This window comes from Kitasatospora sp. NPDC029312, from assembly GCF_055569215.1.
This window is the reverse complement of record NZ_JBVHXY010000018.1, coordinates 63,051-85,802: the sequence shown is the minus strand read 5'-3', so window position 1 is coordinate 85,802 and position 22,752 is coordinate 63,051. Positions and strand designations below refer to the sequence as shown.

Sequence of the window (22,752 nt, the reverse complement as noted above, 5' to 3'; positions counted from 1 at the left end):
GTGGTCCCATGACCGACGCGGTCGGAGCCCTGCTGGACCAGTGGCGCCGGGAACGCCCCGACGTCGACTTCTCGCCCATCGGCGTCGTCGGGCGCATCCTGCGGATCTCCCGCATGTGGGACAAGGAGATCAAGGACTTCCTCGCCGAACACGGCCTGGAGCCCGGCGAGTTCGACGTGCTCTCCACGCTCCGGCGCTCCGGCGCCCCCTACGAGCTGACCGCGGGCGCCTTCCTCAGGACGTCGCTGGTCACCACCGGTGCCATCACGCTGCGGGTGGACCGGATGCAGGACAAGGGCCTGGTCACCCGGGTGCGCGACGAGGGCGACCGCCGCTCCGTGAAGATCCGCCTGACCGACCACGGCCTGGAGACCGTCGACCGGATCCTGCCCCTCCACTTGGCCAACGAGGACCGCCTGCTGCAAGCCCTCGGCGGCGACGACCGCGAGCAGCTCGCCACCCTGCTGCGCGGCCTGCTGGAGTCCTACGGCGACATCCCGGCACCGCCGCGGGCCGGCGCCTGACCGGTGCCTGACCTGCGCCCGCCACCCCGGCCAGCGCCCAGCCGCGTTTGGCTAGCGCCCAGCCCGCGTCCGGCCAGCGCGCAGCCCGCGCCGAGCCAGCGTCGGCTTCAGCCCGAACAGGCCACCCGCTGGGCCTGCTGCCAGGCGCACACCGGGCACAGGGTGCTGCCCGGCCGGTCGGCCGGAATCTCCGTCGGCTCCCCGCACAGCACACAGTCCGCGCGCGGCCCGGTCGCCCCCGGGTCGGGTCGCAGCGCCGCCTCCGCCGAGCCGTCCGGCGTCGGCGCGCACGCCGCCGCGTCCTCGGTCACCCGCGCACCGCCCGTCGCGCTGTCATTCATACCGCCTTCTTACGCCCGGCCTCCCGCGTGCGGCAAGACGCCCCCGCGCCCGCCACTGTCACACGCCAGGGCTACCGTGTCCGGTATGGTCACCGATCTCCACCAGCGCCTGCGCGCCGCCGAGGCCACCGACCCCACCTACCCCGAGGTGGGCGCCACCCGGGGCGGCCGGCTGCCCGACGGGTACGCGCACCTGCGGCGGAGGGTGCATCTGGGGCGCGGGCCGGAGGTGCTGGAGCGGGCCGGGCGGTACGTGCTCGGGTGGGGCACCCAGCTGGGGACGGGGTTCGCGGTGTGGCCCGGCGGCCCGGCCCGGGCGGGGGCCACCGTGCTGCTGCGGCTGGCCCTGCCGGGCACCCGGTGGCCGCGGCTGGTGATCCCCTGCCGGGTGGTGTGGACGGTCGACGAACCGCACCGGATCGGGTTCGCGTACGGGACGCTGCCCGGGCATCCGGAGTGCGGCGAGGAGTCGTTCGTGGTGTCGATGGACGCCGACGGCGAGGTGTGGTTCGAGGTCACCGCGTTCTCCCGGCTGTCCGCCTGGTACGCCCGGCTGGGCCGTCCGGTCGCCCTGCTCTGCCAGCACCTGGCGATCGAGCGCTACCTGGCCGTCGTGGCCGGGCACGTCGCCCGGGACGGTTCGTAGCGCTACCCGAGGAAGGACAGCCGCACGGTGCGGCGCGGGTTGTCCCCGTTGGTGTCGATCAGCACCACGGACTGCCAGACGCCGAGCGCCAGTTGCCCGCCGATCACCGGCAGGGTGGCGTGCGGGGCGACCAGGCCGGGCACCACGTGGTCCCGTCCGTGGCCGGGGCTGCCGTGACGGTGGCGCCAGCGGTCGTCCGCCGGGAGCAGGTCGCGCAACACGGCGAGGAAGTCGTCGTCGCTGCCGGAGCCGGTCTCCAGCACGGCGATCCCGGCCGTGGCGTGCGGGACGAAGACGTTGAGCAGGCCGTCGCGGCCGGCGGCCCGCTCGTTGAGGAACGCGGCGCAGCGGTCCGTGATGTCGAGCGCGACCTCGCGGTTGCCGGTGGTGATCTCCAGGGTGGTGGTCTGGAAGGATCCGGTCGACCCGGTTGCCGGGGAGTGGTTGTTGTCCGCCATGGCGCCATCCTGGCCCAGGTCAGCGGGCCGGGCGTACCGCCCCGCCGTACGCTCGGTCGCGGGGCGGGCCGTCCTCGCGGAGGGTGGGAGATTCAGACCACAGAGCGACGTCCACGGCCGCCGACCCCCGGGTGCGACGAGGACCCGACGTACCGGGTGGTCCGTCGGGTCGAGTCGGGGCCGGGACGGCCGCGACCGGGAGGCCGCTAGCCGCGTCCGCCGAAGAGGCTCCGCCGCAGCCGGCGCAGCGGCGCCAGCAGCGAGACCCGGGAGTGGCGACGGCGGGCCGCCGCCGGAGCGTCGGCGCCGCGCGGCGTCAACTCCCTTATCAGCCCGAGCGCCTCGGCGGTGTCCACCGCCGGGAGTGCGGGCGCGCCGAGCACGGCCAGGTGTCGATCGATCCGGCGGCCGGTCGCACCGACACCGCACTGGACCGCCGGCACCCGGGGCCGAGTCCGCACTTGCATGTGTTCCATCAGTTTTCCCACCCCTACGAGGCGCCAGGGCCGTGAGGCGAAGACTATCCGTGACAGCGGGCCTTCGCGCAACCGTCCTTGGTGTGGTGCCACCGTATCGTGCGGCGTCAACTGACGATGCACCAGGGGCCACCCGTGCGGTCACGACTACGCATCAATGATGGTGCACGACCCGCCGTCCGTCAGCAGGGCCAGGAGGCACGGGCCCGGCGCCCGTCCGCCGCCGTGTGCGCCGGGCGCGCGGGGCGCCCGGACGGGGCGAGGGCGGTTCCCGGTGGTCCGGGAGTTCCGGGGTTTCCGGGGTTTCCGGGGTTTCCGGGGTTTCCGGGTCCGGCTGGACGAGCCGCCCGGGCGGTCGGTGCGTCGCATCCGGACGCCGAGCACCCTCGCCCGGATATAGGGGACAGCTGCCAGGTCGACAAAACGATCATTCGCGGCGCGACTGGCGTCACCGAGACGCTTCATGAAGTGAACACATACGAGGGATTGACTCGCGTCGATCCTCCAAGCAATATCTTTGGCAACGCGCTGGTGCCCGCACCGCATCGCGCGCGCGTTCGAGTGGTGAATGCACTCGATCGAACTCCGGCTCCCGCGAGCCACTGCCCGGTCACCTCGACGCTGCGGTGGCCAGGCTCGTAGGGTGCCCGGACCGGCGGCCGGCCGTAGAGGGTCGGTCGGGCCGCCGACCAGGCTGCCGGTGCCGCCCCGCACGGGGCCCGGCACCGGCGGTTCCGGGCCGTATCTCCGCCTCCGCCGTCGAGCGGACGTCCGCGCAGGTCGCGCGCGGTGGATCGGTAGACTCGGCCAGCGTGTCCCTCCTCCTCAGCATCGTGCTCCCGGTCCACGGCGTGGAGCGGTACCTGCCGCGCTGCCTCGACTCGATCCTCGGCGAGACCAACGCCGCCGAGACCCGCTTCGAGGTGATCGCGGTCGACGATCTCTCCCCCGACGGCTCCGGCGCGATCCTGGACGCCTACGCGGCCCGCGACCCCCGGCTCAGGGTCCTGCACCTCACCGAGAACCAGGGCCTCGGCGGCGCCCGGGCCGCCGCCCTGCCGCAGGTGCGCGGCGAGTACGTCTGGTTCGTGGACAGCGACGACTGGGTGCCCGAGCGGACCGTCGGCGTGATCCTGGACGAACTGGAGGAGGAGCGCCGCCGGGAGACCCCGGCCGACGTGCTGCTCACCGACTTCGTCCACGTCTACCCGGACGGCGAGACCGAGCCCAACCCCTGGCGGCACGTGCTGGTCGGCTCCCCGCTGGTCGAGGGCTGCACCGTGGCCGAGCACCCGGCACTGTTCCAGACCGTGATGTCAGTGTGGAACAAGGTCTTCCGCCGCGCCTTCCTGGAGGGCCTCGGCGTCGCCTTCGGCCGCGGCTACTACGAGGACATCTCCGTCACGTACCCCGCGCTGCTGGCCGCCGAACGGCTGCGCTACCTCGACCGCCCCTGCTACTTCTACCGGCGCGGCCGGGAGGGCGCGATCACCGCCACCGCCTCCCCCAAGCACGCCGACGTGTTCGCCCAGTACGACGCGATCTTCGCCTTCATCGACCGCTGGGGCCGCTCGGACCGCCCCGGCTCGGACACCTCGGACACCTCGGGCCTCACCGCCCGGGCCGTCCCGGAGTCGCTGCGCACCCTGGTCTTCGACCGGACCCTGCGCCAGGCGCTGAACGTCTACGACACCCCCGGGCTCGTTCCCACCGACCTGCGCAAAGACTTCTTCCGCCGGATCTCCGAGCACTTCGAGCGCCACCGGCCGGCCGGCTACCGCTTCCCCGGCGGGGTGCGCGGCGTGCAGTACCGGCTGGCCGCCCGCGGCGCCCGGATCGCGTACGCGGAGCTCCGCCGCACCGGCCGGCTGCCGCGCGACCTCAAGCGCGGGGCACGGGCGGTGGCACCCGCGGTGAAGAAGGGGGTGCGCAGCGGCGCCCGGTTCACCGCGTACAACGCCTTCCGCCGCCTCCCGTTGGACGAGCACCTGGCGGTCTACGCCGCGTACTGGCACCGGGGTTACGCCTGCAGCCCGGCGGCGATCTACGAGAAGGCGAAGGAACTCGCCCCGCAGATCCGCGGCGTGTGGGTGGTGGAGAACCGCACCCAGGCCGCCACCATGCCGCCCGGCGTGCCGTACGTGATCGTCAACACCCCCGCCTACCTGAAGGCGATGGCGACCGCCAAGTACTTCGTCAACAACGTCAACTTCCCGCGCACCATGGTGAAGCGGCCGGGCACGGTGCACGTCCAGACCCAGCACGGCACGCCGCTCAAGACGATGGGCATGGACCTGCGCGGGCGCCCGGAGGCGGCCGAGGGGATGGACTTCGACCGGCTCCAGGAGGCCATAGACCGCTGGGACTTCCTGGTCTCCTCCAATCCGCACACCAGCGAGCACTTCGCCAGGGCCTTCCCCGGCCGGTACGAGATGCTGGACACCGGCTACCCGCGCAACGACCGGCTGGCCAACACCACGCCCGAGGAAGTCCGGGCGATGCGAGAGCGGTTGGGGCTGCGGCCGGGCACCACGACCGTGCTGTACGCACCGACCCACCGCGGCGGCAAGGGCGGCTACGTGCCGCTGCTGGACGTGACCGACCTGGCCCGGCGGCTGGGTCCGAGGTTCACGCTGCTGGTGCGCACCCACTACTTCCACACCGGCGGTCCGGGCGACCTGGTGGCCGGCGAGGACGCGGCGGAGATCGTGGACGTGTCGGCGCACCCGACGGTTGAGGACCTCTACCTGGCGGCGGACGCGCTGGTGACGGACTACTCGTCGATGATGTTCGACTACGCGGTGCTGGACCGGCCGGTGGTGATATTCGCACCGGACTGGGAGGAGTACCGGCGCGAGCGCGGCGTGTACTTCGACCTGTTCGAGGAGCCGCCGGGCGCGGTCACGGTGGACGTGGACGGGCTGGCGCGGGCGCTGCGGGCGGGCGATCCGGAGCCGGCGGCGCGGGCGCGGTTCCGGGCCAGGTTCTGCGTCTGGGACGACGGCGGGGCGGCGGAGCGGGTGGTGCGCCGGGTGTTCCCGGTGACGGGCTGACGCCGCCGAGCGGGCGGGTCTGCGGGCCCGCGGCCTCCGGTGGGCGGCGGACGGCGGACAGGCGACGGCTGACAGATAACAGATAACAGATAACAGATTTCATCATCTGTCAGCTGTCATCCGCCGTCCGTGACCTTAGCCTCCAAACGCCCGGATGGGCCGGTCGCCGCCGCAGCGGCGACCGGCCCACCGGTGCGAGGTCACCGCTGACGCGCGGCCAAGAACTCCTCGAAGTCCAGGTAACCCTGGTGACGCGTGTCCATCGAGTGGACCAGCGCCTCGGCCATCGCCAGCGTGACGCCGTGGTCGCCCATCTCGTTGGCGGCCAGCGCGTACTCGGCCGGGGTGATCTTGCCGTCACCGTTCTTGTCGATGCGGTCGAACATCGCCTTGATGTCCTCGATGGTCTCCATCAGGGTCCTCCTGGTACTGCGGGGTCGTGCACGTTTCGGACGGCCGTACCCTACCCGCCGTGGTGTGCGCCACGGTGGCCGGGAGTGGACGGGCGCAGGGGTCGGTGTCGTAGTCTGCGGATCTGATTGCGGGCCCGGGCACCTCCCGGGCGGTCGTTCGTCCAGGGAGGGAACATGCTCGATCTCGCCACCAGGCTGGTGCTGAAACCCGTTTCGCGCGGGATCTGGCGCCCGGTCATCGAGGGTGTCGAGAACGTGCCGCGCAAGGGCGGGGTGATCCTGGCCAGCAACCACCTGTCCTTCATCGACAGCGTGGTGATCCCGCTCACCGCTCCGCGCCGTGTCCACTTCCTCGCCAAGGCCGAGTACTTCACCGGCACCGGCCTCAAGGGCCGCCTGTCCAAGGGCTTCTTCGAGTCGATCGGCGCGGTGCCGGTCGAGCGCGGCACCTACCGCTCCGCCCAGGCCTCGTTGGAGTCGGCGCTGGAGATCCTGGAGGCGGGCAAGGCCTTCGGCATCTACCCCGAGGGCACCCGATCGCTGGACGGCCGGCTCTACCGAGGCAAGACGGGCGTCGCGTGGCTCGCCCTGACGGCGGGCGTGCCGGTGGTTCCGGTGGCCCTGGAGGGCCCGGAGCAGATCCTGCCGGTGGGCAAGCGCGTCCCGCGGATCAAGAAGGTGACGGTCCGTTTCGGCGAGCCGCTGCACTTCGACGAGTTGCACGGGCAGGCCCGTTCGCTGAAGGCCCGTCGGCAGGTGACCGACGAGGTGATGGCGGCGATCCAGCGGCTCTCCGGCCAGGAGGTCGTGGAGAGCTACAACGAGGTGCCGAAGGCGGCCTGACCGCCCCTCCTCTCACGCGTGCCCGAGGGCGGCGTCCGACAGGACGGCCGTCGTCGGGGCCTCCCGGCGCAGCAGCGCCGCGTACCGGCCGTCGAGCTCCACCAGTTCCTCGTGGGTGCCCAGTTCGACCACCTCGCCGTGGTCGAGCACCGCGATCTGGTCGGCGGAGCGCACGGTGGAGAGCCGGTGCGCGATGGTGATGGTGGTGCGTCCGGCGGCCAGGGTGTCGACGGCCTGCTGGACGGCGCGCTCGGTGCGGTTGTCGAGGGCGCTGGTGGCCTCGTCGAGGATCAGCACCGGCGGGTTGCGCAGGATGGTGCGGGCGAGCGCGAGGCGCTGCTTCTCGCCGCCGGAGAAGCGGTAGCCGCGTTCGCCGACCAGGGTGTCGTAGCCGTCCGGGAGGGCGGCGATGGTCTCGTGGATCTGCGCGGCCCGGGCGGCCTCGACCAGTTCGGCGTCGCTGGCGCCCGGTTTGGCGAAGCGCAGGTTCTCGGCGACCGAGGCGTGGAAGAGGTAGGTCTCCTGGGAGACCACGCCGACCGCGCGGGCCAGGGTGTCGAAGGACAGGTCGCGCACGTCCACGCCGTCCAGGGTGACCCGGCCGCCGGTGACGTCGTACAGCCGCGGGACGAGGTAGCTGAGGGTGGTCTTGCCCGAGCCGGTCTCGCCGACCACGGCCAGTGAACTCCCGGCCGGGACCTTGAGGTCGACGCCGGCCAGGGTCGGGCGCTGCTGCTCCGGGTCGTAGCGGAAGTCGACGGCCTCGAAGCGGACCTCGCCGCGGATGTCGGTGAGGGTGACGGGGCGAGCGGGTTCGGCGATCTCCACCGGCAGGTCGAGGTACTCGAAGATGCGCTGGAAGAGCGCGAGCGAGGTCTGCACGTCGACGCCGGTGGAGAGCAGGCTCACGGTGGGGCGGAACAGGCCCTGCTGGAGGGTGACGAAGGCGACCAGGGTGCCGACCGAGACGATCGGCGCGCCGGCGGCTGAGGTCAGTCCGGCCGCCCAGTAGATCAGCGCGGGCATCGCGGCCATCACGATCTGGATGGTGTTCATCCGCCAGCGCCCGGCCATGCTGGCCCGCACCTCGAGGTCGGCGAGCTGGTCGGACTGCCCGGTGAACTCCCGGGCGAGCGAGTCGGAGCGGCCCATGGTGCGGCCGAGCAGGATGCCGCTGACGGACAGCGACTCCTGCACCGCCGAGCTCATCGCGGCCAGCTGCTTCTGCCGCTCGGTGGTGATCTTCTTGCGCTCCTGCCCGACCCGGCGGCTGATCCAGACGAACAGCGGGAGCAGCAGCAGCGAGACGACGGTCAGCCGCCAGTCCAGCGCGACCATGGCGACGATCGAGGCGATCACCGCGGTGAGGTTGGAGACCAGGCTGGTGGCGGTGGAGGTCACCGTGGACTGCATGCCGCCGATGTCGTTGGCGATCCGGGACTGCACCTCGCCGGTGCGGGTGCGGGTGAAGAAGGCGAGGGACTGCCGCTGGAGGTGGCCGTAGACGGCGGTGCGCAGGTCGTGCATGACGCGCTGGCCGACGGTGGTGGAGATCAGCGTCTGCAGCACGTTGAAGATGCTGTTCACCACGGCGGTGAGGATCATTCCGAGCGCGAGCAGGCTGAGCAGGCCGGTGCGGCCCTGCGGGATGGCGGTGTCCAGGACGGCCCTGAGCAGGAACGGGGAGACGACGGAGACCACCGCGGAGGCGGCCACCAGCAGCCCCACGACGGCGAGGCGGCCCCGGTAGGGGTGGAACAGCGCGAGGATCCGCCGCCACTGCGCGGGCGGGCGGGGTTCGCCCTCGGCGCGGTCGGGCGGGGTCCAGTCGATGGCGGCGGGCCTCAAGGACGGGCCTCCCTGGGTCGGACGCGCGGCGGGGGCGCGGCGGCGGGCGGGGCGGTCGGGCGGATGCCAGCATAGCGGGGGTAGCTCATAGTTAGGCAAACTAATAGTGAGTGCCCCCCTATTCCTGCGCTTCCCCGCTCCGCCCCGCCCGTCCACCCGCCGGCCGCGTCCCGCCACCCGCCGACCCCGTCCGTCCACCCGCCCGCCGCGTCCGGCCGCAGCGGGCCTCAGTCCGTCCGGTAGGTGCGCGCCGCCTTCGAGGAGAGGCCGCCGAGCTTGCCGGAGGGCAGCACCCGGGCGACGGCCACCGCCGCCTTGTAGCGCTTGCCCGGCACGGACAACGACTTGCCGCGCGCCAGGTCGCGCATCGCCTCCTCCACCACCCGCTCGGCCGAGAGCCAGGACCAGGACGGGATGTTGCCGGTGCCCATGCCGGCCCGCTCGTGGAACTCGGTCCGGGTGAAGCCCGGGCACAGCGCCATCATCCGCACGCCCGTGCCGCCGAGGTCGCGCAGCACGCCCTGGGTGAAGCTGACCACCCACGCCTTGCTCGCCCCGTACGTGCCGCGCGGCAGGAAGGCCGCCACCGAGGCGACGTTGACGATCGCCCCGCGGCCGCGCTCGCGCATTCCCGGCAGGGCGGCCGTGGTCAGCCGCAGGACCGCCTCGATGTGCACCTTCACCATGTCCAGCTCGGCCTGGAGCGGGACGGCGCCGAAGGCGCCCTTGTTGCCGAACCCGGCGTTGTTAATCAGCAGGTCCACCGGGTGTTCGGTGTCGCCGAGCCTGGCCTCGACGGCGGCGATGCCCTCCTCCGTCGCGAGGTCGGCCCGCAGCACCTCCGTCTCGATGCCGTACTGGGCGTTCAGGTCGGCGCTCGCGCGCTCCAGGCGTTCGGCGTCCCGGGCCACCAGGACGAGCCGGTAGCCGCCGCGGGCGAGCCGGCGGGCGAACGCCGCTCCGATGCCGGCGGTCGCGCCGGTGATCAAGGCTGTGGTCATGCCCCGACCGTACCGACTCCTCGCTATCGAGCCCACCCCGCGCAACGCCGCTGGTCAGCGGCGGGGATTGCGAGTAGTCGGACGCACACGTAATGTCGAACAGGGGCTTCATCCGACCGGGTGATGACATCCAGGTGAGGAGGCACATCTGATGCTTACTCAGTTCCGTACCGAAACCGCTTCGGCGTCACGCAGCGCGACGCTGGCCGAGGCCGAGACACTCGCGAGCCTGATGGTGGAGGACGAGGCCGTCGTGTCCGACGCGCCCACGTACCTGCCCGAGGCCGCGGGGGCGTCGCTGCTGGCCGGGCTGCTGCTGAACTCTCCGAAGCCGCCCAAGGAGAAGCCGACCCGGTGAGCCGGGACGACCTCATCGTCTGATGACCGGGCCGGCCCGACACCCGGCCGGCCCGCCTCAGCAAGGAGGCACACCACTGATGCCATTCGCCGAGACGTCACTGCGTGATCAGTACGCCGCGGCCGTCGAGCGGGTGGCCGGCCGGACCCTCGACGCCCTCCGGGGCGGCGAGGGTGCGGCCGCACTCGTGGAGCCGGACACCGCCGTACCCCGCCCGCTGCTGGCCGCCGTGCGGCTGCTCGGTGCGGACCTGCTCGCGCCGTCCCTGTTCCGCGGGGCCGAGCCCGACCCGCCCACCGCCGCCCTGCTCGCCGAGGCGCGACGGGCGGTCCCCGCACCGGCGCCCCCCTCGGAGCAGGCCGCGCTGATCATCGCCTGGCAGGACTGGGCCGCCGGCGGGCTGCTCGCCCGCGCCGCCCACGGGGACACCGTGCCCTGGCCGGTCCCGCTGCCCGGCCCGGAGGACCTCGGCTGGCAGGCCTGGTCGGTGCGGATGTCCCAGCTGTCCGTGCTCGCCCTGCCCACCCTGGACGGCCCGGTGCACGACGCGGCCCGTACCCACGCCCTGGCACTCGCCCGGGGCACCGTCCGCTCGATGCTGCGCCGCGACCTCACCACCGCCACCCGACTCGCCCGCTGGCTCGCGTGGACGGAAGCCGAGGGTCGGCACTCGCGACTGGACGTCGAACCCGTGCTGGACCGGATCCGCCTGGCCGGTGACGGCAGCGCCCGCACCGGGCTGGAGCTGGCCGTCGCCCGCCGGCTGCTCGACCGCTCCCGGCCGTCGAACGCCGAAGGGGGCCGAGCCTCGTGATCGACACCCACGTCCTCGCCACCGCGCAACGGTTCGGCTCCCGTGCGCTGACCTGGCTGCACGCCGCCCACCGCGACGGCCTGGGCCGGATCCCCGACAACACCGTGGTCGACCTCGCCACCCCCAACGACGCCTACAAACCGCTCGGCGAGCTCGCCCTGGCCGCCTCGGTGGTCCTGCGCGACGGCGTCGCCGGACCGGCCGACGCGCGAGCGGCCCGGGAACTCCTCGACTACGCGTGGGCCGAGATCCGCGAGGGAGACCTGCTGTACGAGCGGCAGCTGCGCCACGTCACGATGAGCGACCCGCTGGAGCTCTACGGCCACTTCGCCCGGGCCGGCTACCGTCACCCCGCCCTGGACGACCTGCTCGAATCGGTGGGCCGGCTGCGGGCCGCGCACGCCATCGAGGTCCAGGCCAACCGGCGGCTCGCCATCGCCAACGCCCGGCGGCTGGTCGGGCTCAGCCACCAGCCGGACTGGGCCGCCCTGGCGGCCGGCACGTGGCTCGGCGCCCTGCCCGAGCCCTGGGCCGTCGAGTGGGAGATCGCCTACCAGAACACCCACACCGTCTTCCACCTCACCGACTGGGGCGCCCACCCGGAGGGCCTGCCCGAACCGATGCGCGACTACCTGCGCGACTGGCTCCCGGCCTGGCTCGACATCTGGCTGGAGATCGGGCAGTGGGACCTGGCCGTCGAACTCCTCATGGTGGACGCGTGCATCGGCGAACCGATCACCGGGCGCCAGGGCTGGGACGCCCTGGCCGCCGTCCAGCGCGCGGACGGGCTCGTGCCCCGCGACGCCAACGAGCCGGTGAGCGACGACCGGGAGGAGGCCTTCCAGGAGCACCAGCACACGGCGGTGGTCGCGGTGCTGGCCGGTGACATCACCCTGGCCCGGGCCCTGGGCGCCGGCGCGGCGGCCGCGTGAGCGAGCTGGACACCGCCGTGGCGGCGGCGGTACGGGCCGCCGAACCGTACGCGACCGCCGTCACGGTGGCCATGGTGCGCGGGGCGCGGGAAGAGGTCCGCTGCCACGGGCGCATCGAACGCGGGCCGCGGGCGGCGGCGTGCACGCCGGAGACGGTCTTCGAACTCGGCTCGGTCAGCAAGACGTTCACCGCGCTGCTGCTGGCGGACATGACCGTACGCGGCGAACTCGCCCCGGAGGACCCGATGGAGAGCCGGCTGCCGCCCGACTGGCCGCCACCGTCCGCGCGTTCGCCCGAACCGATCCGCCTGCTGCACCTGGCCACCCACACCTCCGGCCTGCCGCGGCTGCCACCGGGGCTGCTGGCGGCGGCCGTGCCGAGGTGGCGCAGCAACCCCTACGCGACGTTCGACTCCGCGCGGTTGAGGGCCGCGCTGGCCGGAACCACCGTGCGCAGCAGGCCCGGTAGCCGCTACCGGTACTCCAACTACGGGGTCGCACTCCTCGGGCACGCGCTGGCCGCGACCAGCGGCTTGCCCTACGAGACCCTGCTCGCCGAACGCGTCTGCGCACCGCTGGGCCTGCGCGCCACCAGCTGCGCGCCGGAGGCGCCGGGCCGGGCCGTCGGGTACCTGCGCGGACGGGAGTTGCCGCCGTGGCACGCCCCCGGGCTGCCGGGAGCGGCGGCGGTGCGGGCGAGCGGGGCGGACGTGCTGCGCTACCTGCGGGCGCATCTCGACGGTGCCGTCGGCCCGTTGGGGGCGGCCCTGCGCGAGGTGCAGCGTCCTCGGTTGCGGCTGCCGCGCTCGGGCGACGAGGTGTGCCTGGTGTGGAACCACCGCCGCTCGGGCGGACGCGACCTGTACTTCCACGCGGGGGCGACCCGCGGGTTCACAGCCCTGGTCGGGTTCTCCCCGCAGTCGTCCACCGCGGTGGCGGCACTGGCCAACACCGGGGCGACACACCGCGCCCACTTCGTGCAGGCGGGGTACGAGGTGCTGCGGGCGGCAGCCGGCCAGGACTTCCAGGTGGGCCTCCGGGAGGGCTTCCGGGAGGACTTCCCGGAGGGCTAGGGACCGTCTCGCGGTCCGCCCCGTGCGGTCGGGCCGGCGCCGACGAGGGCGGAACCGGTCGCCCAGCGGGTGGCCTCGCCTCGGTCGCCGGTCGGCCGCGGACTACGCCGCGACTGCCTTGGCCCGGTCCGCGGCGATGTGCACGGCGAGGCCGCCGAGGACGGTGCCCATCGCGTAGCGCTGGATGCGCAGCCAGGTCGGGCGGCGGTTGAGGAAGGTCGCGATGGAGCCCGCGCTCATCGCGATCAGGCCGTTGACGGTGACCGCGATCGCGATCTGGATCAGGCCCAGCACCAGGCTCTGCAGCGCCACGTGGCCGCGTTCGGGCGCCACGAACTGGGGCAGCAGCGAGATGTACATGATGGCGATCTTGGGGTTGAGCAGGCAGGTCAGGAAGCCCATCGCGAAGAGGCGGCGCGGCGGGTCCGGGGGCAGCTGCTGCGGGGCGAACACCGCGGTCCCGCCCGGCTTGACCGCCTTCCAGGCCAGCCAGAGCAGGTAGCCGGCGCCGGCCAGCTTGATCGCCGTGTAGAGCGCGGGCACCACGGAGAAGACGGCGGCCACCCCCGCCGTCACCGCGATCAGGTAGACCAGGAAGCCGGTCGCGACGCCTGCCAAGGAGATCAGGCCGGCGCGCCGGCCCTGCGCGATCGAGCGGGACACCAGGTAGATCATGTTCGGCCCCGGCGACAGCACCATGCCCAGTGCCACGGCGGCGATCCCGAGCACGGCGTGGCCGTTCACGGCGTCGAGGCCGTCCCCGGCGGATATCAACGCGTCCATGCGAGGAGGCTAGGGCGTCCGATCAGCTCGATGCAATGATGGCTTTGCGCTCGGTGCAATGTGCCGTGACCTGGGGAACGAAGGGCTGGACGCCAGTGGAGGACTACCGCCTGATCGCCGACGGCATCGCCGCCGAGATCGCCGACGGGCGGCTGCGGCCCGGCCGGCAGCTGCCGACCCAACGCGCGTTCGCCCGCAGCCGGGGCATCGCCGGCTCGACGGCGGCCCGGGTCTACCGCGAGCTGGCCCGGCGCGGGCTGACCGTCGGGGAGGTCGGGCGGGGCACCTTCGTCCGGGCCGGGCGGGGGATGGACGACGGGCTGGTCGCGCTCGCCGAACCCGGCGCCGCGCCCGTCGACCTGGAGCTCAACTACCCGACCGCGCCCGGGCAGTCCGAGCGGTTGGCCGCGGGGCTGGCACCGCTGCTGCGGCCGGACGCGCTGGGCGAGACGCTGCGGCCGGTGGGAGCGGCCGGGACGGGCGCGGCGCAGCGGGCCTTCGCGGGGCTGGTGTCGGCGGGGACGTGGGAGGTCGACCCGGAGCACCTGCTGTTCGGGGGCAACGGGCGGCAGGTCATCGCCGGGGCGCTGTCCGCGCTGGTGGGGCCGGGGCAGCGGCTGGGGGTTGAGGCGCTGACGTATCCGGTGGTCAAGGCCGTGGCGCAGCGCCTGGGCATTCGGCTGGTGCCGCTCGCGATGGACGAGGACGGGCTGCTGCCCGGCGCCGTGGCGGCCGCTCATCGGGCGGCACCGCTGCGCGCGGTGTACCTCCAGCCGCGGCTGCAGAACCCGACCGGGGGGAGCCTGCCGGATGAGCGGGCGGCCGCGCTGGCCGAAGAGCTGCGCCGATCAGACCTGCCGGTGGTGGAGGACGGGATCTGGTCCTTCCTGCGGCCCGGCTCGGCGCCGCTCGCCACCTTGGCGCCGGAGCGGACCGTCCTGGTCGACAGCCTCTCCAAGCGGCTCGCACCCGGGCTGACCACGGGCTTCGCGGTCGTCCCGGAGGGGCTGCGCGAGCGGGTGGCGGGCGCGCTGCGGTCGGGCGGGTGGGCGCCGAGCGGGTTCGCGCTGGAGGCGGCGGTGCGCTGGATCGGGGACGGGACGCTGGCGGCGGTCGAGGCGGCGAAGCGCGCGGACGCGACGGCGCGGCAGGAGGTGGCGCGGCGGGTGCTCGCCGGCCGGCGGCTGCGGGCCGACCCGTGCTCGTACTACGTGTGGTGGGAGCTGCCGGGCGCCTGGCGGGCGGAGACCTTCGTCGCGGCGGCGGCCCGAGCGGGGATCGCGGTGACTCCCGCGGCGGCGTTCGCCGTCGACCCGCGGAGCACACCGTCGGCGGTGCGGGTGGGGCTGGCGTCGCCGCCGCTGGCGGTGTTGGAACGGGCGTTGGGGGTGCTGGGGCGGATCGCCGAGGAGGCTGACGGATGACAACTGACAACTAACAGATAACAGATTTCGAAATCTGTTATCTGTTAGTTGTCAGTTGTCAGCTGCCATCTGTTCGCCGGCAGTCGCCAGGATCTGTCTGCCCCTCAGGCTCCCGCCCGTCAGTCGTCCGCTCCCGTTCGGCTCCCCCGCGCCGCCGTATCCGCGGCGCCGCCGGCCCCGACGGCGCGCAGCCGGGAGGCGGCGGTGGCGGCGAGTTGGGGGGCGAGCCGGGCCACGTCGCGGGAGCCGACCACCGCGATCAGGCTGGGCAGCACCCAGCGCACCGGCTGCATGCCGCGCAGCCAGGCCTGGGCGTACACGTGCGCCGAGCGGCGGACGATCCCGGCGACGATCCGGTCCACCGCAGGCTCCAGCGGGTAGGTCTTGTTGGCCGGCCACGGCAGCCGGCTGCGCATCTGCCTCAGCACGGCATCCTGGTCGGCTCCGCGCACCATGTCGGTGTCGGTCCAGCTCAGGTACCCGACCCCGACCTTGACGCCCTGGTACGCCACCTCCGCGCGGATCGAGTGGGCGAAGGCCTCCACCCCGGCCTTGCTGGCGCAGTACGCGCTCATCAGCGGCGCGGGGGTCAGCGCGGCGAGCGAGGCGATCTGCAGCAGGTAGCCGCGGCTCTCCGTGAGCGCCGGCAGGAAGGCCCGCGCGGTGGCGACGCTGCCGAGCAGGTTGACCTCGATGACCCGGCTGAACGCCCGGTGGTCGCTGTCGGTCAGCGGCCCGCCGATGGCGATGCCGGCGTTGGCGACCACGGTGTCGATCCGCCCGTAGTGTTCCTTGATCCGGCGGGCGGTGTCGCTGAGTGCCTCCAGGTCGGTGACGTCCACCTCCCACGAGGTGGCGGCCGCGCCGCACTGCGCCGCGACGGCCTTCAGCTCCTCCGGTTCCAGGCCGAGCAGCGCGACCTTGGCTCCGCGTCGGGCGAGCTTGCGGGCCAGCGAGGCTCCGACTCCGCGGGCGGCCCCGGTGACGACCACGATCTGTTCGGACAACGGCGGGATGGCGTTCATGCGACGGTGGTCCTCTCAGTGGCGGCGGGAACGGCGAGGGGGGCCTCGGCGGCCAGGTGCGCGGCAGCCATCCGGTGGATCTCGGCGGCGACCTCCGCCGGGCGCTCCAACGGCGCCATGTGGCCGACCCCGGGAAGCAGCAACAGCCCTCGGGGGTTGGCCAGTTCTTGGACGATCCGGTGGGCGTGCGCGGGCGGGGTCAGCCGGTCCGCGGTGCCGACCACGACGGCGGTGGGCGCGGTGATCCGGCCGAGCCCGGCGCGCACGTCCAGGCGGCCGAGCACTCCGGCCCAGTTGGCGCGGACCGCGGTCGGGCAGGCGTGCACGATCCGGGCCGTCGCCTCGACCTGTCCGGCACTCGAACCGGGCCCCATGGTGGCGTACTTGAGCGCGGCCCGGCTGACCGGCGTGACCGGCCCGAGCGGCATCCGGGAGAGCAGCAGCCGCCGGTGCAGGAAGCGCCGTACGCCGGGGGCGCGCAGGGCGGCCGGCAGGACGGCGAGTTCGGCGACCAGCCCGGCCGGGCCGGTGGAGATCAGCACGTTGGCGGCGGTGCGCTCGGCGATCTCGGGTCGGCCGCCGGCGGCCATGATGGTCATCCCGCCCATGCTGTGCCCGGCGAGGACGGCCCGCTCCCCCGCCGGTACGACCCGCGCCAGCACGGCGGTGAGGTCCTCGACGAGCGCCCGGGTGGAGTAGCGGGCCCGGCTCGGCGGGATTTCGCTGTGTCCGTGTCCGCGCTGGTCGTAGACCACCACCCGGTAGCGGTCGGCGAGTTCGCGGATCACCGGGGCCCAGAAGGCGGTCGAGCAGGTCCAGCCGTGGGCGAGGACCACGGTCGGTGCGCCCGGCTGGCCGTGCACCTCGACGTGCAGCCGGATGCCGTCGGCCGAGCGCACGTTCAGCTCCTCGGTGGGCTCGGGGCGTTCGTACCCGGCCGGCAGCTCTACCGAGCTCATGCGGAAACCTCCTCGACGGTACGGGCGTTGGCGGGCGCGGTGCGCATGATCAGCTCGTACTCGCCGAGGTCGACCTTGCGGGTGGCGCGCCGGAAGGACGTCGTGGAGCCGGGCCAGAGCACGGTGTTCCGGCCGCTCGGGTCCAGGTACCAGCTGCGGCAGCCGCCGGTGGTCCAGACCGTGCGGTCCATCCGGTGCTGCAGTTCGAGGTTCCACTGCCGCTGGGCCCGGGCGGTGGGCTGCATCGCGGTGGCGCCGATCGAGTCGAGCGTGGTCAACGCGTCGATCAGGTAGTTCAGTTGGGATTCGATCATGAGGATCATCGAGCTGTTGCCGAGACCGGTGTTGGGGCCGATCACGAAGAACAGGTTGGGGAAGCCGCGCACCGCGGAGCCGCGCAGCGCCTCCATGCCGTCCTTCCACTCCTCGGCGAGGCTGGTCCCGTTCACGCCGAACACCCGGGAGCCGATGGGCATGTCGGTCACGTGGAAGCCGGTGCCGAAGACGATCGCGTCGACCTCGTGCTCGCTGCCGTCGGCGGCGATCAGGGTGGAGCCGCGCAGTTCGCGCAGTCCGGAGGGGACGACCTCGGTGTTGGGGGCGGCGAGCGCCGGGTAGTAGGTGTTGCTCAGCAGGATGCGCTTGCAGCCGATCCGGTAGTCCGGGGTAAGCTTGGCGCGCAGTGCCGGGTCGGCGACGCCCTGGGCGAGGTGGCGTTCGGCGAGCCGCTGGACCACCCGCAGCAGTCCGGGCCGGCGCACGAAGGCGTCCACCTGGAGCTCGCGCAGCGCGAAGAGGGTGCCGCGGCGGAGCTTGGCGGTCACGGGGAGGCGGCCGTGCAGCCACTGCTCCAGCTGGCTGATCTCCCGGTCGCGGCGCGGCAGCACCCAGGCCGGGGTGCGCTGGAACACGGTGAGCTTGCCGACCTGCGGCTGGATGGACGGGATGATCTGGGCGGCCGAGGCGCCGGTGCCGACCATCGCCACGCGCTTGCCGGTCAGGTCGTAGTCGTGGTCCCAGCGGGAGGAGTGGAAGACCTTGCCGGGGAAAGCGCCGAGGCCGGGCAGGTCGGGGATCTGGGGGTCGGCGAGCGGTCCGGCGGCGGAGACGACGGCGTCGGCGGTCCACTGGCCGGCCGAGGTGGTGATCCGCCAGCGCGTCCGGTCGCTCTCCCAACGCGCCTCCAGCACTTCGGTGTTGAAGCGCAGGTGCGGGCGGAGGCCGAAGACGGTGGCGACCTTCTCCAGGTAGGCGCGGATGTCGGGCTGGCCGGAGAAGCTGCGCGGCCAGTCGGGGTTGGGCGCGAAGGAGAAGGAGTAGAGGTGCGAGGGCACGTCGCAGGCGCAGCCGGGGTAGCTGTTGTCGCGCCAGGTGCCGCCGACGGAGTCCGCGCGTTCGAGGACCACGAAGTCGGTGATCCCGGCGCGGCGCAGCCGGACGGCGGCGCCGAGGCCGCCGAAGCCGGAGCCGATCACCGCCACCCGCACGTGCGGGACGGTCTCCTGCGCGGCAGTGGTATCGGTGGCTGCGGACGCGCCGGGGCGGGGGCGCTTGCTGCTGGATGCCATGCGGCAACCTCCTGGGGGTGGGGCGGTGATCGTCGCGCTTACCCGGGGCGGCCTGCCCCGGAACCTCCCGGTGGCCCGCCTTCGGGACCCTGCCAATTGCGCCAGTAATCACTGGCATGGTTGGCAGGGTAGCCCTTGCTGACACCGGATGGAAGAAGCCCGACGGCCCCGATTCACCGGAAATTCCCGGAGGCTCCCCACCCGGCGCCACGGACCTATGCTGATCGCCGTGGACAAGGTCAGAGCTGCTGCGGACGACAAAAAGCGCGAGTACCGGGTGGAGGAACTGGCCGAGGCGGCCGGGATCACCACCCGCACCCTGCGCTTCTACCGCGAGCGCAAACTGCTCCAGTCGCCCCGCAAGGAGGGCCGGATCGCCTGGTACGGCGAGGAGCACCTGGCCCGGCTGCGGATGATCGGCGAACTGCTCGACCGGGGCCACACCCTGGGCGGGATCGCCGAACTGATCGGCGCCGGCGAGAGCGGGCAGGACGTCGCGGAACTCATCGGGCTGGAGGCGGCGATCGTCGCGCCCTGGTCCGATGAGACCCCGGTCAGGCTGCAATGGAACGAGCTGAAGACCGCGTTCGGGGACCAGCTCAACGAGGAGAACACCGCCGAGTCCATCGCCCAGGGCTACATCACGGTCGACGAGGACGGGATCACCCACGTCAGCCGACGGCTGATGGACGCCACCACCGCACTGGTCGCAGAGGGGGTGCCCCTCTCCGCGGTGCTGGCCGCCAGCCGGCGCACCCAGGAACACATCGACGCCATCGCCGAGATCTTCATCGAGGTGGTCAGCGAGCACCTGCTCAGCGCGCTGTCGAGCGACACACCGCTGGCACCCGGCGAGGCGGCCCGGCTCACCGAGCGCATCCTGCGCGTCCGGCCGCTCGCCCGCACCGTCGCCGACGCCCAGTTCACGCTCGCGATGGACCGCCGGGTGCGGGCCGAGTACGCCGAACTGCTGCGCCAGCGGCGGGAGTACGGCTCCGAGGCGTAGCTGCGCCGTCCCGCCCGGTCCGGCCGGCCCTACTGGTGCGTCTGCCGCCCTGCACCCCTCACTGGAACCGCCACTGCTGGGCCGCGTTGCCGGGGGTGCAGGTCACCATGGTGACCTCGTTTCCGGGGCCGTTGCTGGTCATGCAGGCCTGGTTCTGGTAGTCGGCCAGCGTGTACGTGTCGGCGGAACTGCCGTTGTGGACCGTCCAGTTGGTGAGGAAGCTGTACCCGCCGTTCAGCGTGACCTTGCCGTCCATGGTCTGGACGAGCGATGGACCGCCGTTGTTGCAGGCGTGGAACTCGAGCCAGCTGCCGGGGTTGGTGGAGCGCACCCAGCCGTACTGGGTGGCGCCGCCGAGCACGATCGGATTGTCACCGCTCAGGGTGTCGTTGCGCAGACCGATCGCGCGGCCGTCCTTGGCGCTGACGATGGTGGTCCAGCTGTCGCCGCCGCAGGACGCCGGCCGGGGAGGAGTCTGCGGGGCGGGCGGGTTGCCGCCGTTGCCGGTCTGGCTCGGTTGCTGCGGGTTGGAGGCCGGCGGGTTGACCGAACCGCCCCCGCCACCGCCGCCACCGCCACCGCCACCGCCACCGCCTCCGGAACCGGCCGGCTGGTTGGCCTGGCCGCCCGACGCGCCACCGGAAGAAGCCCCGCCGCCGGAGCCGGAGTTGGCACCCCCGCCACCCCGGCCCGGCTGGGCGGCGCCGCCACCCGATGCACCGCCGTTCCCGCCCTGGGCGGGCGCCGGGACGGGAGCGTTCGGCTGTCCGCCGGCCGGCGGCTGGTCGGCGGCCGGGGTGGCCGGCGGGGTGTCGGTCGGCTGCGGGGTGGCGGGCGCGGTGGTGGCCGCCGCGGTCGTGGCGCTCGGCGCCGCCGGGACGGTCACCACCACGGTCGGCTGGGCGGCGGGCGGCGTCGCGTCGGAGTTGCCGGGGCCACGGTCGATCAGCAGGGCCGTCGCCGTGCCCATCGAGATGATCACCGGGATGACGATCGGCACCAACAGCGCGCGCCGGGAGCGGCGCTTGCCCGGTTCGGTCTTCGCGTCCGGATCGACCTTCACCACCTGGTCCTGCCCGGCCGCGCCGGCTGCCACGGCCCCGGCCGCCCCGGCGGCCCGCAGGTCGATCGTCCGGGTGTCGGCCGGCCGCCACGGTGCCGCGGGCGCGCCGATCGCCGCCCTGGCCGCGGCCGCCATCTCGGCGGCGCTCGCGTACCGGTCGTCGGGGTTCTTCGCCAGCGCGGTGGCGACCAGCGCCCGCACCGCAGCCGGGAAGGTCTCCGGCAGCTCCGGCACCGGCTGGTTGACGTGCTTGAGGGCGACCTGCAGCGGCCCCTCGCCCAGGTAGGGCACCTGTCCGACCAGCAACTCGTAGCAGACCACGCCGATCGAGTAGAGGTCCGAGGCCGGCCCGGTGCTCGCGGACGCGGCCTGTTCGGGGGACATGTAGGCCGCCGTGCCGATGATCGCGTACGGGGCGGTGAGCTTGGTGCTGGCGATCGCGCGGGCAATGCCGAAGTCCGTGACCACCACCCGGTCGTCGTCGCGCACCATCAGGTTGGACGGCTTGAGGTCGCGGTGCACGATGCCGCGCCGGTGAGCGGCGTGCAGTGCGTCCAGGGCTTCGGCGAGCAGGGCGAGGGCATGCTCGGCGCTCATCGGTCCGCCGTCCTTGAGCACCTGGTTGAGCGGGCGGCCCTCGATCAGGTCCATCACGATATAGGCGCAGCGGTCCGGACCGTCTCCGCCGCTCTCGCCGTAGTCGTGCACGTCGATGATCCCCGGGTGGTCGATCGCGGCGACCAGTTGGGCCTCCCGGCGGAAGCGCTGGACGGCGGTGCCGTCCTCGAACAGCTCCGCTCGCAGGATCTTGATCGCGACCTGCCGGGCCAGCACCTCGTCGTCGGCCCGCCAGACCTCGCCCATGCCCCCGCCGCCGATCTTCTCGACCAGCGTGTACCGCCCGCCCAGCATGGTGCCAGCGCTACTCATCGACCCGTCCCCCCCAGGTGTCATGGACCCGCCCCGACGGGTCGTCGGCACACAGTGTGCCAGAGCGTGCCGGAGGCCCAGCAGCCCCCGTCGACGGGAGGATTGGCGCTACCTGTCAGTCTTTCCGGACGTATCGGGCGTGGTCGGACACCTCCAGGACGGCCGCGATGACGGCCCGCGGCCGGTCGGCGTGAATGGCGTGCCCGGCGCCGTGCACCACGCAGTGAGTGCCCCGGATGGCGTTCGCCGCGATCCGGGACTGCAGGGCGGTCCAGCGGGAGCGCAGCGCCCGGGGCAGTCCGTCGCTCGCGCTCAGGACGGCCACGGGCACCTCGGGCAGCCGCCCGGCGGCGCGTTGTCGGCGCAGTTCGGGGAAGGCGAGGGCGGTCAGCCGGTTCTCGGCGAGGACGGTGCGCCGCTGGTGGGGGTGGGCGAGGACGGCCGCCTCGGCCCGGGCGAGCGCGTCACCGGTGTGCTGCGCCGCGCCGGGCGCCACCGCCGTCCGGAGCAGGTGGAGCCTGGTCAGTACGGCCTCGGTGGCGCTGATGGCCCGTGGCCTGAACTCCTCGTGGGCCGGGTCCACCAACACCAGGCCGGCCACCAGCTCCGGCCGGCGCCAGGCGAGGAGCTGGGCCAGCTGACCGCCCCAGCTGTGCCCGACCACCACGGCCGGTCCGGCGTCCAGGCGCCGCACCAGCGCGGCCAGGTCCCCGACCTGCTGGGTCAGGGTCGGCCGCGGCGGAGTCGGCCACGTCAATCCCGGAGGCGTCAGGGCTGGACGCGTCAATTCCGGACGGGTCAAGGCTGGAGGCGCCACCGGTTCGGGCTCGCTGGCACCGAGCCCGGCCCGGTCGTACGCCACGACCCGAAGGTGCTCCGCCAGTTCGGGCAGCACCGGAGCCCAGCTGAGTGACGACTCGCCGCAGCCGGCGACCAGCACCACCGGCGGGCCGTCGCCCGTACCGGCCTCCACCCAGCGCAACGCCCTGCCGCCGCGGTCGAGTTCGCCCGGCCGCAGCTCGACCGGGGTTCGCTCGGCAATGGCGCGGACGATGGCTTCCTGGACGCCCCGCAGACCTCCCGGGTACCCCTGCGGTTCCCACACGGTCGGCATGTTCGGTTCCCCCTGGATCCGGCAGCATCACCACTTGTACCTGATCCCGCCCGGCGGCCGCCATCCCGCACTGACGCCCGCTCCAGCCAGCGGCAGCGCT

Annotated in this window: 22 protein-coding genes; 10 read left to right on the top strand and 12 right to left on the bottom strand. The window is 73.5% G+C overall.

The annotated features are described in order from the left end of the window. Nucleotides 1-8: 8 nt before the first annotated feature. Nucleotides 9-524, top strand: a complete 516-nt coding sequence (locus ACZ4WV_RS17140; protein WP_465747383.1) for a MarR family winged helix-turn-helix transcriptional regulator — start codon at nucleotides 9-11, stop codon at nucleotides 522-524. Nucleotides 525-631: 107 nt separating this feature from the next. On the opposite strand, the gene ACZ4WV_RS17135 is transcribed toward ACZ4WV_RS17140, so the two are convergent. Next, entirely contained in the window at nucleotides 632-865 is a 234-nt protein-coding gene (locus ACZ4WV_RS17135; RefSeq protein WP_465747381.1) for a hypothetical protein, read from the bottom strand. Nucleotides 866-950: 85 nt separating this feature from the next. On the opposite strand from ACZ4WV_RS17135, the gene ACZ4WV_RS17130 reads away from it, so the two are divergent. Beyond that, nucleotides 951-1,511, top strand: coding sequence for a DUF1990 family protein (locus ACZ4WV_RS17130; RefSeq protein ID WP_465747379.1), 561 nt, complete (start codon nucleotides 951-953; stop codon nucleotides 1,509-1,511). A 2-nt stretch (nucleotides 1,512-1,513) separates the two neighbouring features. On the opposite strand, the gene ACZ4WV_RS17125 is transcribed toward ACZ4WV_RS17130, so the two are convergent. After that, nucleotides 1,514-1,969: a YjbQ family protein gene (locus tag ACZ4WV_RS17125; RefSeq protein ID WP_465747377.1), complete on the bottom strand. Its 456-nt coding sequence runs from the start codon at nucleotides 1,967-1,969 to the stop codon at nucleotides 1,514-1,516. A 206-nt stretch (nucleotides 1,970-2,175) separates the two neighbouring features. Continuing rightward, nucleotides 2,176-2,445: a hypothetical protein gene (locus ACZ4WV_RS17120; protein ID WP_465747375.1), complete on the bottom strand. Its 270-nt coding sequence runs from the start codon at nucleotides 2,443-2,445 to the stop codon at nucleotides 2,176-2,178. 812 nt (nucleotides 2,446-3,257) lie between these two features. Between ACZ4WV_RS17120 and ACZ4WV_RS17115 the strand changes: the two genes are divergently transcribed. After that, nucleotides 3,258-5,498, top strand: coding sequence for a bifunctional glycosyltransferase/CDP-glycerol:glycerophosphate glycerophosphotransferase (locus tag ACZ4WV_RS17115; protein ID WP_465747373.1), 2,241 nt, complete (start codon nucleotides 3,258-3,260; stop codon nucleotides 5,496-5,498). Between the two features lie 200 nt (nucleotides 5,499-5,698). Here ACZ4WV_RS17115 and ACZ4WV_RS17110 read toward each other — a convergent pair whose 3' ends face one another. Then, nucleotides 5,699-5,911 (bottom strand): EF-hand domain-containing protein, encoded by a 213-nt coding sequence (locus tag ACZ4WV_RS17110; protein ID WP_465747371.1) that lies wholly within the window; start codon nucleotides 5,909-5,911, stop codon nucleotides 5,699-5,701. A 174-nt stretch (nucleotides 5,912-6,085) separates the two neighbouring features. Here ACZ4WV_RS17110 and ACZ4WV_RS17105 point away from each other — a divergent pair, with 174 nt between their 5' ends. Beyond that, entirely contained in the window at nucleotides 6,086-6,754 is a 669-nt protein-coding gene (locus ACZ4WV_RS17105; RefSeq protein WP_465747369.1) for a lysophospholipid acyltransferase family protein, read from the top strand. 12 nt (nucleotides 6,755-6,766) lie between these two features. Here the strand turns inward: ACZ4WV_RS17105 and ACZ4WV_RS17100 are convergent, their stop codons facing one another. Both ACZ4WV_RS17100 and ACZ4WV_RS17095 read right to left on the bottom strand, forming a co-directional pair. Next, nucleotides 6,767-8,602, bottom strand: a complete 1,836-nt coding sequence (locus ACZ4WV_RS17100) for an ABC transporter ATP-binding protein (protein WP_465747367.1) — start codon at nucleotides 8,600-8,602, stop codon at nucleotides 6,767-6,769. A gap of 227 nt (nucleotides 8,603-8,829) precedes the next feature. Next, the gene (locus tag ACZ4WV_RS17095) at nucleotides 8,830-9,603 is read right to left on the bottom strand and encodes an SDR family NAD(P)-dependent oxidoreductase (RefSeq protein WP_465747366.1); all 774 of its coding nucleotides are present in this window, start codon (nucleotides 9,601-9,603) and stop codon (nucleotides 8,830-8,832) included. Nucleotides 9,604-9,754: 151 nt separating this feature from the next. Between ACZ4WV_RS17095 and ACZ4WV_RS17090 the strand changes: the two genes are divergently transcribed. The 4 genes from ACZ4WV_RS17090 (at nucleotide 9,755) to ACZ4WV_RS17075 (ending at nucleotide 12,780) form a co-directional block, all read left to right on the top strand. Then, complete coding sequence (locus ACZ4WV_RS17090; RefSeq protein ID WP_465747364.1) at nucleotides 9,755-9,961, top strand: hypothetical protein; 207 nt, start codon at nucleotides 9,755-9,757, stop codon at nucleotides 9,959-9,961. A gap of 79 nt (nucleotides 9,962-10,040) precedes the next feature. Further along, nucleotides 10,041-10,775, top strand: a complete 735-nt coding sequence (locus tag ACZ4WV_RS17085) for a hypothetical protein (protein ID WP_465747362.1) — start codon at nucleotides 10,041-10,043, stop codon at nucleotides 10,773-10,775. Beyond that, nucleotides 10,772-11,707: a DUF6895 family protein gene (locus tag ACZ4WV_RS17080; RefSeq protein WP_465747361.1), complete on the top strand. Its 936-nt coding sequence runs from the start codon at nucleotides 10,772-10,774 to the stop codon at nucleotides 11,705-11,707. The genes ACZ4WV_RS17085 and ACZ4WV_RS17080 overlap by 4 nt, the downstream gene beginning before the upstream one ends. Further along, a complete protein-coding gene (locus ACZ4WV_RS17075) occupies nucleotides 11,704-12,780 on the top strand; it encodes a serine hydrolase domain-containing protein (RefSeq protein WP_465747359.1) in 1,077 nt (358 codons plus the stop codon). The genes ACZ4WV_RS17080 and ACZ4WV_RS17075 overlap by 4 nt, the downstream gene beginning before the upstream one ends. Nucleotides 12,781-12,882: 102 nt before the next feature. Here the strand turns inward: ACZ4WV_RS17075 and ACZ4WV_RS17070 are convergent, their stop codons facing one another. Then, on the bottom strand, nucleotides 12,883-13,563 hold the full coding sequence (locus ACZ4WV_RS17070) for a LysE family translocator (protein WP_465747358.1): 681 nt from the start codon (nucleotides 13,561-13,563) through the stop codon (nucleotides 12,883-12,885). Nucleotides 13,564-13,658: 95 nt separating this feature from the next. On the opposite strand from ACZ4WV_RS17070, the gene ACZ4WV_RS17065 reads away from it, so the two are divergent. Continuing rightward, nucleotides 13,659-14,987: an aminotransferase-like domain-containing protein gene (locus ACZ4WV_RS17065; protein WP_465747490.1), complete on the top strand. Its 1,329-nt coding sequence runs from the start codon at nucleotides 13,659-13,661 to the stop codon at nucleotides 14,985-14,987. A 119-nt stretch (nucleotides 14,988-15,106) separates the two neighbouring features. On the opposite strand, the gene ACZ4WV_RS17060 is transcribed toward ACZ4WV_RS17065, so the two are convergent. The 3 genes from ACZ4WV_RS17060 to ACZ4WV_RS17050 are packed head-to-tail and all read right to left on the bottom strand — an operon-like array spanning nucleotide 15,107 to nucleotide 18,539. Further along, nucleotides 15,107-16,012, bottom strand: a complete 906-nt coding sequence (locus ACZ4WV_RS17060) for an SDR family oxidoreductase (protein WP_465747356.1) — start codon at nucleotides 16,010-16,012, stop codon at nucleotides 15,107-15,109. Next, a complete protein-coding gene (locus ACZ4WV_RS17055; RefSeq protein WP_465747354.1) occupies nucleotides 16,009-16,971 on the bottom strand; it encodes an alpha/beta fold hydrolase in 963 nt (320 codons plus the stop codon). Before ACZ4WV_RS17055 ends, ACZ4WV_RS17060 begins: the two co-directional genes overlap by 4 nt. After that, entirely contained in the window at nucleotides 16,968-18,539 is a 1,572-nt protein-coding gene (locus ACZ4WV_RS17050; RefSeq protein ID WP_465747352.1) for a flavin-containing monooxygenase, read from the bottom strand. Before ACZ4WV_RS17050 ends, ACZ4WV_RS17055 begins: the two co-directional genes overlap by 4 nt. Nucleotides 18,540-18,768: 229 nt before the next feature. On the opposite strand from ACZ4WV_RS17050, the gene ACZ4WV_RS17045 reads away from it, so the two are divergent. Then, entirely contained in the window at nucleotides 18,769-19,545 is a 777-nt protein-coding gene (locus tag ACZ4WV_RS17045) for a MerR family transcriptional regulator (RefSeq protein WP_465747350.1), read from the top strand. Nucleotides 19,546-19,603: 58 nt separating this feature from the next. Here the strand turns inward: ACZ4WV_RS17045 and ACZ4WV_RS17040 are convergent, their stop codons facing one another. Further along, entirely contained in the window at nucleotides 19,604-21,538 is a 1,935-nt protein-coding gene (locus ACZ4WV_RS17040) for a protein kinase domain-containing protein (protein WP_465747348.1), read from the bottom strand. 115 nt (nucleotides 21,539-21,653) lie between these two features. Then, nucleotides 21,654-22,652, bottom strand: coding sequence for an alpha/beta fold hydrolase (locus ACZ4WV_RS17035; RefSeq protein ID WP_465747346.1), 999 nt, complete (start codon nucleotides 22,650-22,652; stop codon nucleotides 21,654-21,656). Nucleotides 22,653-22,752 lie beyond the last annotated feature (100 nt).

Coding starts and splice junctions, on each gene's coding strand:
- ACZ4WV_RS17070 (WP_465747358.1), bottom strand. CDS start 13,563: ATGGACGCGTTGATATCCGCCGGGGACGGCCTCGACGCCGTGAACGGC.
- ACZ4WV_RS17060 (WP_465747356.1), bottom strand. CDS start 16,012: ATGAACGCCATCCCGCCGTTGTCCGAACAGATCGTGGTCGTCACCGGG.
- ACZ4WV_RS17040 (WP_465747348.1), bottom strand. CDS start 21,538: ATGAGTAGCGCTGGCACCATGCTGGGCGGGCGGTACACGCTGGTCGAG.
- ACZ4WV_RS17055 (WP_465747354.1), bottom strand. CDS start 16,971: ATGAGCTCGGTAGAGCTGCCGGCCGGGTACGAACGCCCCGAGCCCACC.
- ACZ4WV_RS17085 (WP_465747362.1), top strand. CDS start 10,041: ATGCCATTCGCCGAGACGTCACTGCGTGATCAGTACGCCGCGGCCGTC.
- ACZ4WV_RS17050 (WP_465747352.1), bottom strand. CDS start 18,539: ATGGCATCCAGCAGCAAGCGCCCCCGCCCCGGCGCGTCCGCAGCCACC.
- ACZ4WV_RS17120 (WP_465747375.1), bottom strand. CDS start 2,445: ATGGAACACATGCAAGTGCGGACTCGGCCCCGGGTGCCGGCGGTCCAG.
- ACZ4WV_RS17110 (WP_465747371.1), bottom strand. CDS start 5,911: ATGGAGACCATCGAGGACATCAAGGCGATGTTCGACCGCATCGACAAG.
- ACZ4WV_RS17140 (WP_465747383.1), top strand. CDS start 9: ATGACCGACGCGGTCGGAGCCCTGCTGGACCAGTGGCGCCGGGAACGC.
- ACZ4WV_RS17090 (WP_465747364.1), top strand. CDS start 9,755: ATGCTTACTCAGTTCCGTACCGAAACCGCTTCGGCGTCACGCAGCGCG.
- ACZ4WV_RS17130 (WP_465747379.1), top strand. CDS start 951: ATGGTCACCGATCTCCACCAGCGCCTGCGCGCCGCCGAGGCCACCGAC.
- ACZ4WV_RS17095 (WP_465747366.1), bottom strand. CDS start 9,603: ATGACCACAGCCTTGATCACCGGCGCGACCGCCGGCATCGGAGCGGCG.
- ACZ4WV_RS17125 (WP_465747377.1), bottom strand. CDS start 1,969: ATGGCGGACAACAACCACTCCCCGGCAACCGGGTCGACCGGATCCTTC.
- ACZ4WV_RS17035 (WP_465747346.1), bottom strand. CDS start 22,652: ATGCCGACCGTGTGGGAACCGCAGGGGTACCCGGGAGGTCTGCGGGGC.
- ACZ4WV_RS17135 (WP_465747381.1), bottom strand. CDS start 865: ATGAATGACAGCGCGACGGGCGGTGCGCGGGTGACCGAGGACGCGGCG.
- ACZ4WV_RS17105 (WP_465747369.1), top strand. CDS start 6,086: ATGCTCGATCTCGCCACCAGGCTGGTGCTGAAACCCGTTTCGCGCGGG.